Origin of the sequence: Pseudonocardia sp. CA-142604 (assembly GCF_050948475.1) — a bacterium.
Classification (GTDB): domain Bacteria; phylum Actinomycetota; class Actinomycetes; order Mycobacteriales; family Pseudonocardiaceae; genus Pseudonocardia; species Pseudonocardia alaniniphila.
This window is the reverse complement of sequence record NZ_CP192045.1, coordinates 8057265-8070015: the sequence shown is the minus strand read 5'-3', so window position 1 is coordinate 8070015 and position 12751 is coordinate 8057265. Positions and strand designations below refer to the sequence as shown.

The window sequence follows — 12751 nt, the reverse complement described above, 5'->3', positions numbered from 1 at the left end:
TGTGTCAAGCCCGGGAGGGCGATCGTCCGGGGTAGACGACCGGATCAGGGGTGGCGGCCCGCAAGGACGCAGAACTCGTTCCCCTCCGGGTCGGCGAGTACGACCCAGCTCTCGTCGCCCTGGCCGACGTCGGCGTGTCGGGCCCCGAGGTCGATCAGGCGGCGGACCTCGTCGTCCTGCTCCCTGTCGGTCGGGTTGAGGTCGAGGTGGAGCCTGTTCTTGACGGTCTTGCCCTCGGGTACCTGCGCGAACGTCAACGTCGGTGGTACGGGGCCGAGGTGGTTCCTGCCTTCAGGCGCCAGGGGGGAGCCGATCGTGACCAGGCCGTCGTCTTCGTCCTGCACCTCGTAGTCGAGCACCGAGCACCAGAACCGGGCGAGACCGCGGGGATCGGCACAGTCGATCGCGAGCTCGGTGAACTTACTGGCCATGCCAGGACCTCCCGGTCATGAAACGGGTCGGCGGAACGCCACACGCTAATCGCAGCGCTCGACGGCGAGGCGATCCGCGCGCGGTGTGTGTCCTGTGCCTGAGCAGGCGAGGAGGTGTCAGCGGAATGTCGGAGGCCCTGCCTGCCGACGCCCCACGGATGTCCTGACTACATACAGCGGCCGTCATTGCCTGGCTGGGATTGTCCGAGTTGGCCGATAGGTTCGGCGGCATGGCTGATCGGCAGGCGAAATGACTTCCACGCGGCACGACGGAGACACCTGGGACCTGGCGTCCAGTGTCGGCGCGACCGCCACCATGTCTGCGGCGGTCCGGGCGATGGCGACCCGCGCGGAGCGTCCCCTCATCGACGACCCGTTCGCCGCGCCGCTCGTCCGGGCGGTCGGCGTCGACGCCCTCACCCGGCTGGCGACCGGCGAAGGGACCAACGACCTGGTCGGGCCGGCGACGATCGACGTCGGCGTGGTGCGGACCAGGTTCTACGACGAGTTCTTCCTCGATGCGACGAGCGCGGGCATCACGCAGGTCGTGATCCTGGCCTCGGGGCTGGACTCCCGCGCGTACCGGCTGCCCTGGCCGGCCGGGACCGTCGTGTACGAGCTCGACCGACCGCGCGTCCTCGACTTCAAGACCCGCACGCTCGCAGAGCTGAGCGCAGCACCCACCGCCGACCGGAGGGCGGTCCCGGTCGACCTGCGCGACGACTGGCCCGCCGCACTGCGTACCGCCGGCTTCGACCCGGCCCGGCCGACCGCGTGGAGCGCCGAGGGCCTCCTGGGCTACCTGCCGGCCGAGGCGCAGGACCTCCTGCTGGACACCGTCACCGAGCTCAGCGCACCGGGCAGCCGGGTGGCCACCGAGAGCCGGCCCAACCCGCGACCGGGCGACGAGGACAGAACCAAGGAACGCCTGCACCGCATCTCCGAGAGCTGGCGCGCGCAGGGTTTCGACACCGACATGGTGAGCCTGCGGTACTTCGGGGAGCGCAACGAGGCGGCTCCCTACCTGACCGGCCTCGGCTGGGCGCTGCACGGAACCAGCACCCGCGATCTGTTGGTCGCCAACGACCTTCCGCCCCTGGAGGACGACGACCTCCGCATGGGCGACGTGCGCTACGTCAGCGGCACCCTCACCAAAACCACGACGTAGCAGCCACTCCGCATGACGATTGCGCATGCTTCGTGCGACTGAGGGCTGATCTGCGCCCTGGGGCTCGGACTGGACGCGCCGAGGCCGGGGCGATCCACGGAGATCAACCGGACACCGCGCGCGAGCGCTACCCGCCGGTGCCTGCGCCGGTCGCGGTCCATGCGGCCGCCACCTCGACGTGCCGCAACCCGCCCGACTCCGCGATATGACGAAGCCAGGCTGCGCATTCCGGGACCTCATTGACCAACCGCGCCGCTTCCTCGGCATCGGCCCGGCTTCGCCACAACACCACGTCCAACCATCCACCGTCTCCGTCACGAGTCAGATAGACGGCCAGGCGTCCTGGGAAACGCAGCGAGTCCGACTCATGGTCAGCATCCTCCCTGGCCAGCCCAAGTAGCTGACGCTGCCATTGATTTCGAGTCACGAGATGTGATCGGCATCGAACTGATGTTCGATTCCGTGTAGCGTCGCCGGGGTGTCACACCTCGATCTCGCCTGGCAGCCGTCGCTGCTCGGCGCCACCTCCGAGGGCGTCGAGCTCGACGCGGGCTTCGGTGGTGTGCAGCGCCGCGAGCTGGGCGACGGGGCGTGGGTCGACTACGGGCCTGGCTGGTGCCGTGGTGCCGATGATCTGTTCGCCCGTCTCCTCGCCGCCACTCCGTGGGCGGGCCGGGATGTGCGGATGTACGACCGGGTGCTGCCCGAGCCGCGGCTCACGCACCGCTGGCGTCTCGACGACGGTCCCGCGCCGCCCTCCGAGCTGCAGGAGATGGCACGGGTGCTGAGTGACCGTTACGGCGTGGAGTTCACGCAGGTGGGCGCCAACCTGTACCGCGACGGTTCCGACAGCGTCGCGTGGCACGGCGACCGCGTGGCCCGCGATCTCCCGGAGGCGATCGTCGCGCTGGTCTCGCTCGGCGCGGTTCGGCCGTTCCGGTTGCGTCCCACCGGCGGCGGCGCCTCGCTGGGCTATCTCCCGGGGCCGGGCGACCTCCTCGTGATGGGCGGGTCCTGTCAGCGCACGTGGCAGCACTGCGTGCCCAAGACCCGTGCGGTCGGGCCGCGCGCCAGCATCCAGTTTCGGCACGCCTACCAGCGCTGACGCCTATGGCGTAGATCGCAGTCCGGATCGCGGAGTCGACTTGACCGGGCGGTCAGTCAAGGCGCAAGCTCGGTGTATTGGATATCAACTCCTCACGAGGGAAGTGATCGCGATGACCGCGAGGTCATGGCACCGGTGGCAGGACTGGGCGGCGCTGGTGATCGGTGTGCTGACGGCCCTGTCGCCGATCGTGGTGAGCACCGACGCCACCGCGTTGTGGACGCTCATCATCTTCGGTGTGCTGATCGCAGCCACGGCGCTCTGGTCGCTGGGGCGGCCGGGATCGGTGGCCAGCGAGTACGTGCATGCGGTGCTCGGTGTGCTGCTGTTCATCTCGCCCTGGGTGCTGGCCTACACCGCCCTCACCGGGTCGTCCTGGACGTCCTGGGTCGCGGGCGTGCTGACGGTCGCGGTGGGCGTCGCCGCCCTCCCGGCGGCGAACGCGGAGCACCGGGGGCTCGCCGGGCAGCACTGAAGTCGGCACTGAAGTCGGCACTGAAGTCGGCACTGAATCGCAGCACTGAATCGCAGCACTGAATCTCTGGCGAAACCGATCGACAGCACGGCCGCGACCCGGTTGGTCGCGGCCGTGCCGCACGTCAGGATGTATTGGTGGTGAGAGGGAGATGAACGAGCGGGGCGCGCGCGACCGGATCCTGGCCGCCGCGGAGGAGTTGTTCGCCGACCGCGGGTTCGACGCCACGCCGACCTCGCAGATCGCCGAGCGGGCCGGCGTGCCGAAGGGCTTGGTGCACTACTACTTCAAGCGCAAGCCCGACCTGCTGACGGCACTCGTGGAGCGGCTACCCGAGGACCGTCTCGATCCAGCGCACGTGGTGGTGCCCGGGGACGTCGCGGCGAGCCTGCACCGGCTCGTCGACGCGCTCGACCGCACCCAGGCGTCGTCGGCCGTGCTCTCGCACCTGCTCTGGCGGGAGGCGGACACCCACCCCGCCGTACTCGCCGCGCTCCGCACGCGCTTCAACCTGCTCGTCGAGCAGGTTCGCGCCGTCATCGCGGCCGCCCGGCCGGACGGATGCGCCGCGGCCGATGTGGACAGTGCTGCGCACCTGCTGGCTTCGGCCGTCAGCTACCGGCATTCGGTGGCCCGGCATGCCGAGGACGGGCGCGCGACCATGCGTCGCGAACTGTGCTTCCTCGCCGACGCGCTGGCGGCGGGTGCCGGTGCGGTCTCCACCGCGTAGGCGCTGGATTCACCGGAACGTTACTTCGCTTCGCGTCGACACGGCTCACACTTGAACCGTTTGGTTCAACCAGAGGAGTCGACGTGACCGTTCTCGACCTGACCGCCTTCACCGACCTCGGTGTGTTCACCCCCGACGACGGCCCCGAGGCTGCGAAGACCTTCTACGACCGGTGGGGCTTCGTGGTGCTGCGCGACCTGGTCGGCGCCGACCTGATCGAGGCCATGGAGGCGGAGTGTGTGGCCGCCCAGAGCGGAGTGCTCAACGGTGAGCTGGACGCGCGGTACGGCTCGCGGAAATACCTCGACGACGAGCGCAAGGCCGAGCGCTTCGTGAACTACGTGGAGCACGTCGAGGAGCTCGCCCCGGCGATCGGCACGGCGCTCGCCACCCCCGCTCTCGTCGAGCTGGTGACGCGGATCCTCGGGCCCGGCTTCTGGCCCGGCCGGAACGGCGTCGTCTACCAGGACGCGCGGCCGGGCCGGGAGTCCGGCTACACCCGGATCGGCTGGCACGCCGACTGGCAGGCCGTGCCGCACCTCGACATCTGGCCCGGCACGGCGTTCACGTTCCACATCGACGGCACCAGCCCCGCGAACGGGTTCCTCCGCGTGGTGCCCGGCAGCCATCTCTGGGCCACCGCCTCGCCGTTCGAGAACATCAACAACGTCGCCGTGCCCGACGGCACGCCCGCCGCCCGGGGCTACACGGACACCCCGGCGCCGACGCCGATGCCGCTCGGCTTCGAGAAGATCCGCGGGGAGATCCCGGTGTATGCGGAGCGGGGCGACGCGATCCTCCACGACGCGTACCTGTGGCATTCCGCGGCGCGTGCCACCGACGACGACACGATGCGCCGCCACGTCCGCGGCGGCTGGCACGGCGGTGACCGGAGCCTGATGGACCGGGAAACCGGGTTCGTGAAGAACGCCGCGCGCTGAGCGGGCGACGGCCCTGCGCACGCGGCTCGTGGGCAGGGCCGTCCCGCTGTGCTGCGGGCCGCTGTCACGGCACGGTCGTCAGCCATTCCTCGATGCGCTCCACGCCGTCGCCGACGAGCTCCGGCGGCGCACCGGAGCCCACCAACGACGAGCGCGCGAGCTGCGCCAGCCGCTCGTCGGACAGGCCCATCGTGGCGCGGACCAGCTCGTACTCCGCCAGCAGGCCAGGACCGAAGAGCAGCGGGTCGTCGCCGTTCAGCGTGCAGCGGACGCCAGCGTCGAGCAGCCGGACCAGCGGGTGCTCCTCGAAGGACGGCACCACGGCGAGCATCACGTTGGACGTCGGGCAGACGTCGAGCACGATCTCCTCGGTGGCGAGCCGCTCCATCAGCGCAGGGTCCTCGATCGCGCGGACACCGTGGCAGATCCGCCGGGCGCCCAGCGCGTCGAGCGCGCCGTAGACGCTGGCAGGCCCGGCGAGCTCGCCGGCATGTGGAGCGGAGATCAGACCGGCGTCGCGGGCGATCCCGAACGCCTCCGCGAACGGCTCCGGCGGGAACAGCGCCTCATCGGCCGCCAGCCCGAACGACACCACCCCGGCGTCTGCGTAACGGGCGGCCAGCTTCGCCAGCTCCACGGCTTGGGCGGGATCGAAGTCGCGCAATGCCGAGACGATCCAGCCGCACCCGATCCCGCGGCGGTCGGCGGCGCGCCGCCCCTCGTCGAGGACGATCTCGAGCACCTCGTCGGCGGTGCCGAGCGCGCCCACGTACCGGGGCGGGTAGAAATGCGGCTCGATCCACACAGCCCCGTCGTCTGCGGCGTCGTCGACGACCTCGCGCACCACACGTCGAAGGTCATCCTCCGTGACGATCAACGCCGACGCCGCCCGGTACTGCAACCCGAACTCGCCGAACGAGGTGTAGCCCCGCACAGGCGGGACGGCCACGCCTGCGGCGGTGGCCAGGTCGGCCAGCGTCGAGGGCCGCATCGCTCCTTCGAGGTGGAGGTGCAGGTGGGCTTTCGGCAGCTGCACCAGATCCCGCACCATCAGACGGTGGCCCTTCCCTGGAAGACGTTGTCGAGCACGGTCGTATCGACGATCTTTGCCACGTCGGGCAGCGGGGTCACTCCGGCAGCCGTGTATGCCCTGTACATGGGGCCGGCCAGGCGTGCAGGGTCGATCCGGAACAGCCCGTGCGACGCCGTGAGCTCGTTCTGGGTGTAGGGGATCTGCAGCTGGTTCTCCCGCGTCTGCTGGGCGAGGTCGAGGCCGAGGTCGGCGCCGTACTTCTCGACCGCGAGGTGGGCGGCGACGGAGGGGTCGGCGGCGTTGTCCTGCCAGCCGCGGATGGTGGCGCGCATGAACTTCTCGACGGTCGGGCGGTTGGCCTGCAACCAGGAGCGCTCGCTGCACACGATGCTGGAGTACTGATCGAGCCCGAGCTGCTGGTAGGTGGTGACGAAGAAATCGCGGTTCTGCACCATGCCCTGCTGCTCGAGGATGATGGGCTGGTTGGTGGCGAAGCAGGTGTAGACGTCGCCCTGGCCGTCCACGAGCGGGCTGGGTTCGTAACCGACGGGGATGAACTGGTACTCGATGGGCACGCCTGCCAGCCGCATCGCGGCATCGATGTAGGGCTGCAGGCCCTGCTGGCCGAGCACGCGAGCGCCGACGAGGTCCTTTGCGGTGCGTACGGGGCGGCGCGCCAACGACAGCAGTCCTGCGGGCGTGTTCTCGTACGTCGTGCCGTAGGTGACGAAGTCGTTGCCCGCGTTGACCGCGGACAGGAAGGCCTGCAGGCCCACGGGGATCGCGATCTCGGCGCCGTGTCCGGCGAGGGTCTGGGTCGGATCGGGTGCGTTCGGGCCGCCGGGGAGGAAATCGACGTCGAGGCCCTCCTGTTTGTAGTAGCCGCGGTCGTCGGCGATCCAGAAGCCGGCGAACTCCACGTTGGTGATCCAGCCCAGCGCCACGCGGACGGGGGCGCGTGCACCGTCCCCGCCGGAGGTATCGCCGCCGGTGCCACAGGCGGCGAGCGCGGCGAGGCCCAGGCCGGAGATGCCCGCGGTGCGCAGCAGCCGGCGGCGGGACCAGAGGGTGGGGACGCTGGACATGGGTCTCCTCGGAGTGGGTCGGGAGCCGTGCAGGAAGGCTCAGGTGAACCGGGCGATGCCCCAGCGCTCGACGGCGCGTGCGCCCACGAAGCAGGCGACCGACACGACCGTGGCGACGAGCGCGGTGCCCCAGGCCCGGTCGACCTGGTAGAAGCTGACCGACTGCGCGAACAGCGTGCCCAGGCCGCGTCCGCCCATCAGGTATTCGGCGAGCATCGCGGCGAGCACGGCCGTGGGCGCGGTGAGCCGGAAAGCAACCAGCAGCCCGGGCACGGCATGCGGGAGCAGCAGCAGGCGAAGGACGGTGGAGCGGCCCGCGCCGAGCACCGCCATCAGGTCGGATGTGGCCTTCGGCGCGGCGCGTAGCCGGGAGCCGACGAACACGAAGGCGGGGAAGAACGAGACCACGGATGTGATCACCAGGACCGTCACCCAGCCGTAGCCGAGCACCCTGGCAAGCACCGGGATCATCGCGACCACCGGCACCGACCGCATGACCAGCGCGAGGGGCGTCATCATCCCGGAGACGATCCGCGACGCCCACACCGCGACTGCCATCCCCGTGCCCAGCACCATCCCCGCGACGAGGCCGCCCGCCGACATCGCCAGCGTCCAGGCCAGGTCGGGCAGGTAGGCGCCGAGGTTGCCGGCGACGTCGGTGAACACCAGTGCGGGCGGCGGCACGACGATCTGGTTGAAGCCGCTCAGCCAGGACCACAGCTGCCACGCGACGACGAACGCGGCCACCGTCCAGTAACGGGAGACGACCCGGCCGAGCCCGCGGGTGATCAGCCGCACCGGCGAGGGCCGGGTGGCGTCCGTGTGCTCGACCCGCCGCGACGTGGATGCGGGCAGCACTTCGGTGCTCATCGCAAGTCCTCGCTGCGCTCGATCGGCCCATCGGGAGACGTCACAGGGCACAGGCGCAGTGTCGATGGTGTGCTCGCAAGCTCGCTCACTGGAACCTCCGGGTCACTGCGGCGCGCAGGGCTACCAGCAGCACGTACGCGAGCAGGGACAGGGCGGCCGCGGTGAGGGCGGCGGCCCAGAGCTGGTCGATCCGGACGTTCTGCATGGAACTGACGAGCAGCACGCCGAGCCCGCGGCGCGCACCGAACCACTCGCCGATGACCGCGCCGAGCACCGCGGCCGGCGCGGCGAGGGTGAGGCCGTCGACGATCAGAGGGAGCCCGGCCGGTAGCTGCAGCCGGAGCAGGGTGACGATCCGGCCGGCGCCGAGCACGGCGAACACGTCGCGCTGGGCCTCGCTCGCGGCCCCGAGCGCCGACGTGGCAGCCACGAAGAGGGCGAAGCCCGCGGCCAGCGCGGCGACCAGAGTGGGGGTGGCCTCCCGTCCGGCGGTGGTGATCAGCAGCGGACCCAGGGCGATGAGCGGCACCGCGTGCACGACGGCGGCGAGCCGGTCGAGGCCCGGGCCGGCGGCAGGCACCAGCGCACTGAGCACCGCGACCAGCAGGGCGACGACGCTGCCGAGCAGGAACCCGGCCAGCGCCGCGGTGCCGGTGGCGATGAGAGCGCGCCCCAGCAGCTGCTGGGCGGCAGGCTCGGCGACGTAGCCGAGCACGGCCGTGAGCGGCGGCCAGCCGGACCCGGCCAGTCCCAGACGCCCGATCAGCTCGACGAGCACGAGCAGCGCGACGACCCCGCAGGCGGCGAGCCACGGGCGCCGGGGGAGGGTCGCCGCCGCGGATTCGACGGTGCGGCTCATGCCGGGGCCGCGGCGGGCTCGGGGTCGTCGAGCATCCCGGTGAGCCGGTCGACGAGGGCGTGGAACTCCGGGTCGCGGGTGACCTCGCTGTCGCGCGGGTGCGGGATCTCCACCTGCTGCACGTGGCGCACCCGGCCCGGCCGGCCCGTCATCACGACGACGCGGTCGGCCAGCAGCACGGCCTCGTCGACGTCGTGGGTGACCAGCAGGGTGGTGATCTGCTGTTCCATCCAGATCCGCGCGAGTTCGAGATTCATCCGCCGCCGGGTGACCGCATCCAGCGCGCCGAACGGTTCGTCGAGCAGGAGCACATCGGGTTCCAGGGCGAGCGCGCGGGCGATCGCGACGCGCTGCCGCATCCCGCCCGAGAGCTGGCGGGGGCGCGCGTCCTCGAAGCCGGCCAGGCCCACCAGTTCGAGCAGCGCGTCGACACGTTCGCGGTCGACCGCGCGGCCGGCCACTCGGAACGGGAGGGCGACGTTGTTGCGCGAAGTGGCCCACGGCAGCAGCGCGTGCTCCTGGAACGCCACGCCGAGCCGGTGGGCCGTGATCAGCTCGGCCGGGCTGCGTCCCTCGACGAGCACTTCACCCTCTGTGGGGCTCTCGAGGCCGGCGGCCAGCCGCAGGACGGTGGACTTCCCACAACCGGACGGGCCCAGGATCGCAACGAACTCCCCGTGGGCGATTTCCAGGTCGAGACGTTCGAGCGCACGCACCGCCCTTCCGCGCCGGAGCGGGAAATCCTTCACGATTCCGTGCAGGGCGATGGCGGTGTCGGTCGAGCTTTCGATGGGCATGGGGGTGACGCCGTTTGGTGCTCGCATGTCGGGCTCCGGTGAATCGAGCGGTTCACACACGCTAGGAAGCGACCGTTGCTGCCGTGTTGCGGCTGCGACGCCCGGAGGTAACGGCAGCGGGCCAACGGTAGCGTGTCCGCCCATGGCGAACCCGCGTTCGGAGCGGGACCGGCTGCTCCGGCTGGCCGCCGATCACGTGCTCGAGCAGGGCATAGCCGACATGACGCTCCGCAGCCTCGGTGCGGCGATCGGCACGAACAACCGGATGCTCCTCTACTACTTCGGCTCGAAGGAGAAGCTGATCGGGGAGACGCTGCTGGAGGCGTCCGGTCGGTTCCCGGCCTTCACGGCGGCGATGACCGCCCTCGACGATCCCGGCACCCCGCTGGTCGAGAGGCTGCTGGCGTGCTGGCGCGGGATCGCCGCGCCGGAGAACCTCCCGTTCCTGCGGCTCTTCTTCGAGATCTTCGGTCAGGCGGCCCACAACCCCGGCCGCTTCGACGACTTCCTCGCCAGGGTCGGCCACGACTGGACCAACCAGGTGGCCGCTGCGCTGCGAGTCGAGGGCGTTCCGGCTGTCGTCGCGGGTCGGATGGCCCGCGAGATCGTCGCGCTGTGGCGCGGCCTGCAGTTCGACCTCATTTCCACGGGCGACGCCGACGCCGTGGCGGCGAGCTACGCCGTGACCGCCGCGGCGTTCGCGCAGCGCTGCCGGACCGCGATCGAGGAGCGGGCTGCCCACCCGGCGAGCTGAGGACATGGCGACGCTCTGACGTGCGGGGAACCGTGTGGTTCACAGCACGTTACGGATGCTGGATCGCCCCTGACCACCGGCTCGCGCACTACTGTTCCATTGATGAGTCCCAAGATCGGGGTGATGGGCGGGACGTTCGATCCCATCCATCACGGACACCTCGTTGCGGCCAGTGAGGTCGCCGACCGCTTCGGTCTCGACGAGGTGGTCTTCGTGCCCACCGGTCAGCCATGGCAGAAGTCGGAGCGCGAGGTGAGCGCCGCCGAGGACCGCTACCTGATGACAGTGGTGGCCACGGCGTCCAACCCCCGGTTCACGGTCAGCCGCGTCGACATCGACCGCGGAGGGCTCACCTACACCTCGGACACGCTCCGGGACCTGCATGAACAACGGCCCGGCGCCGACCTCTACTTCATCACCGGCGCCGACGCGCTGGCCCAGATCCTGTCCTGGCAGAAGCTGGACGAGCTGTTCAGCCTGGCGCACTTCGTCGGGGTCACCCGCCCGGGTTACGAGCTGGACGGCCACCACCTGCCCGATGGTTCGGTCACGCTCGTCGAGGTACCGGCGTTGGCCATCTCGTCCACCGACTGCCGGCGCAGGGTCGCGGAGGGCCATCCGGTCTGGTATCTGGTGCCGGACGGGGTGGTGCAGTACATCTCGAAGCGCGGCCTCTACCGCGAAAAGGACGAGTGACCAGCGTCCACCGCTGTAGCCCTACCATCCCCTCGTGGATCCGGGTGGCGATCAGCTCACTCAACGCCAACGGGAGCTCCTGCACGACTGGCTGCCTGGGGCCGAGGTCGTGCAGGACCACAGCTGGGGACTCGTCGGCACCACCGTGCTGGAACTGGTCCATCGCGGCGCCCGCTACGTCGCCAAGGCGGGCGACGCGAAGGACCACCACCTGGCGCGTGAAGTGTGGGCGCACCGCAACTGGCTCGGCCCGTGGACCTCACGCGGGCGGGCGCCGCAACTCGTGCACGCAGACAGCGAGGCCAAGCTGCTCGTGACGCGTTACCTGCCGGGCGAGTTGGTGCAAGGCAGCGAGCACGAGTTCCGTCCGGACATCTACCGGCAAGCCGGCGAGTTGCTGGCACGGTCGCACGAGCAGGTCGCGATCGAGGGCGAGGAGTTCGAGGCCAGAGAGAAGGTGAAATCGCTCGCGTGGCTCGACGGGCCACACCGCATCGCCGCGGACGTGGTGGAGCGGCTCCGTGAGCTGGTGGAATCGTGGCCGACGCCGCCGGCGACTCTCGTGCCGACGCACGGTGACTGGCATCCCCGCAACTGGCTCGTGCACGAGGGCGTCGTGAGCGTCATCGACTTCGGACGGGCTGACCTGCGTCCGGCCTTGACGGACTTCGCCCGGCTCGCAGTCCAGCAGTTCCGGGCCGATCCGGCGCTCGAGTCGGCGTTTCTGGACGGGTACGGCAGCGACCCGCGGGAAGCGGCTGCGTGGCGTCGCAACAGGGTTCGAGAGGCGATCGGTACCGCGGTGTGGGCCTACCAGGTGGGCAACGAGCCCTTCGAGCAGCAGGGGCACCGGATGATCGCCGAGGCGCTGGCGGACGGCTGAGCGGCAGTTCCGACCCGCTCGTTGACGGCCGGGCACCTCGTAGCTTCCTTCTCGCTGCTCATCGCGGTCGGCCAGTGACTCATGGCCGCAGACGTACGCCAACCGGCCCATTCCTCGGACGGCCGAACAGTCCGATCACTGCCGCCGAAAGGGCTGAAGATCATTCAACCTGAGGGATGGGGCAAACTCCACAGAGCGGAAGGATTTCTGCTGGTGACGATTCGCGACATGGTCCTCGGCCTGCTCGATCTGCCGGGCTCGAGGTACTCCTGTGTGGCCGAGCGGGAAAGCGGTCAGATACTGATCGAGTCCGGCGTGGCGACGGTCAACCCGGCCGTTGTGCTGCGCTGGGGGACGGAGGCGACAACCGTTCTCGAGGCGGCAGCCGATGGGGGTTTGGAAGACGTCATCCTGACCTCGGGCTACCTTTATCACCTCGTTCGTCCGCTCGGTGTGTCGCGCTCGTTGCTGGTTTATCTCTGCGTGGACAGGGCACGGGCCAACCTGGCGTCGGCCCGGCGGGAACTGGCCGCCGTCCGGTTCGAGGATCGGGCCGTCACGGTGGCGGCTCCCAGGCCGCCGCCGGAGTCGTTGCAGGGTCTCTCACCTGTGATTTCACGCGCCGCTTCCGCAATGCCGCCCGCGCCGGCCCAGCCCGCCCGGCAGCCGGCCGATGCAACGACGAAACCCGCGGCCGTCTCGGTTCCGCTGCCCCGCAGAGCCGGCCCACGAGCAATTCCGGGCTTTGCTCCGCCGCCTCAGCAGCGGTGGTCGGCCGACCCGGTACTCGGTAGACAATGGGCTAATGACGTCGCGACGATGAGCCGACTGTTGACGGCTCTGCGCGCATGGGGCGACGATGTCGAATCGCCCTGAGAAAACGTTGTTACAACCCCACTGAATGACGCCCTGCAACCTGTACGT

Annotated in this window: 15 protein-coding genes; 9 read left to right on the top strand and 6 right to left on the bottom strand. The window is 70.3% G+C overall.

Translation table 11 applies throughout. From position 1 onward, the window contains the following. Positions 1–44: 44 nt before the first annotated feature. Entirely contained in the window at positions 45–431 is a 387-nt protein-coding gene (locus tag ACQPZQ_RS36535; protein WP_433288615.1) for a VOC family protein, read from the bottom strand. A gap of 250 nt (positions 432–681) precedes the next feature. On the opposite strand from ACQPZQ_RS36535, the gene ACQPZQ_RS36530 reads away from it, so the two are divergent. The 5 genes from ACQPZQ_RS36530 to ACQPZQ_RS36510 all read left to right on the top strand — a co-directional run bounded on the left by ACQPZQ_RS36530 (position 682) and on the right by ACQPZQ_RS36510 (position 4850). Beyond that, the gene (locus tag ACQPZQ_RS36530) at positions 682–1599 is read left to right on the top strand and encodes an SAM-dependent methyltransferase (protein WP_433288613.1); all 918 of its coding nucleotides are present in this window, start codon (positions 682–684) and stop codon (positions 1597–1599) included. A gap of 478 nt (positions 1600–2077) precedes the next feature. After that, entirely contained in the window at positions 2078–2704 is a 627-nt protein-coding gene (locus tag ACQPZQ_RS36525) for an alpha-ketoglutarate-dependent dioxygenase AlkB (RefSeq protein WP_433288611.1), read from the top strand. Positions 2705–2816: 112 nt separating this feature from the next. Further along, positions 2817–3179: an SPW repeat protein gene (locus tag ACQPZQ_RS36520; RefSeq protein WP_344726634.1), complete on the top strand. Its 363-nt coding sequence runs from the start codon at positions 2817–2819 to the stop codon at positions 3177–3179. A 151-nt stretch (positions 3180–3330) separates the two neighbouring features. Further along, positions 3331–3909: a TetR/AcrR family transcriptional regulator gene (locus ACQPZQ_RS36515; RefSeq protein ID WP_433288608.1), complete on the top strand. Its 579-nt coding sequence runs from the start codon at positions 3331–3333 to the stop codon at positions 3907–3909. A gap of 83 nt (positions 3910–3992) precedes the next feature. After that, positions 3993–4850, top strand: coding sequence for a phytanoyl-CoA dioxygenase family protein (locus tag ACQPZQ_RS36510; protein ID WP_433288606.1), 858 nt, complete (start codon positions 3993–3995; stop codon positions 4848–4850). A 64-nt stretch (positions 4851–4914) separates the two neighbouring features. Here the strand turns inward: ACQPZQ_RS36510 and add are convergent, their stop codons facing one another. From add to ACQPZQ_RS36485, 5 genes are all read right to left on the bottom strand, one after another. After that, positions 4915–5898 carry an adenosine deaminase gene (add, locus tag ACQPZQ_RS36505; protein ID WP_433288604.1) on the bottom strand — a complete coding sequence of 328 codons (984 nt, stop codon included), beginning with the start codon at positions 5896–5898 and terminating at the stop codon, positions 4915–4917. Positions 5899–5900: 2 nt separating this feature from the next. Continuing rightward, the gene (locus tag ACQPZQ_RS36500; protein WP_433288602.1) at positions 5901–6968 is read right to left on the bottom strand and encodes an ABC transporter substrate-binding protein; all 1068 of its coding nucleotides are present in this window, start codon (positions 6966–6968) and stop codon (positions 5901–5903) included. 39 nt (positions 6969–7007) lie between these two features. Continuing rightward, entirely contained in the window at positions 7008–7838 is an 831-nt protein-coding gene (locus ACQPZQ_RS36495) for an ABC transporter permease (protein ID WP_433288600.1), read from the bottom strand. Positions 7839–7923: 85 nt separating this feature from the next. Next, positions 7924–8697, bottom strand: coding sequence for an ABC transporter permease (locus tag ACQPZQ_RS36490; RefSeq protein ID WP_433288598.1), 774 nt, complete (start codon positions 8695–8697; stop codon positions 7924–7926). Beyond that, positions 8694–9521: an ABC transporter ATP-binding protein gene (locus ACQPZQ_RS36485; RefSeq protein ID WP_433288596.1), complete on the bottom strand. Its 828-nt coding sequence runs from the start codon at positions 9519–9521 to the stop codon at positions 8694–8696. The genes ACQPZQ_RS36490 and ACQPZQ_RS36485 overlap by 4 nt, the downstream gene beginning before the upstream one ends. A gap of 115 nt (positions 9522–9636) precedes the next feature. On the opposite strand from ACQPZQ_RS36485, the gene ACQPZQ_RS36480 reads away from it, so the two are divergent. The 4 genes from ACQPZQ_RS36480 to ACQPZQ_RS36465 all read left to right on the top strand — a co-directional run bounded on the left by ACQPZQ_RS36480 (position 9637) and on the right by ACQPZQ_RS36465 (position 12703). Then, a complete protein-coding gene (locus tag ACQPZQ_RS36480) occupies positions 9637–10248 on the top strand; it encodes a TetR/AcrR family transcriptional regulator (RefSeq protein WP_433288594.1) in 612 nt (203 codons plus the stop codon). Positions 10249–10350: 102 nt separating this feature from the next. Further along, entirely contained in the window at positions 10351–10944 is a 594-nt protein-coding gene (gene nadD / locus ACQPZQ_RS36475) for a nicotinate-nucleotide adenylyltransferase (protein WP_241037695.1), read from the top strand. Positions 10945–10978: 34 nt separating this feature from the next. Continuing rightward, positions 10979–11827 (top strand): phosphotransferase family protein, encoded by an 849-nt coding sequence (locus ACQPZQ_RS36470; RefSeq protein WP_433288591.1) that lies wholly within the window; start codon positions 10979–10981, stop codon positions 11825–11827. 213 nt (positions 11828–12040) lie between these two features. After that, positions 12041–12703, top strand: coding sequence for a hypothetical protein (locus ACQPZQ_RS36465; RefSeq protein WP_433288589.1), 663 nt, complete (start codon positions 12041–12043; stop codon positions 12701–12703). The last annotated feature ends 48 nt before the right edge of the window (positions 12704–12751 follow it).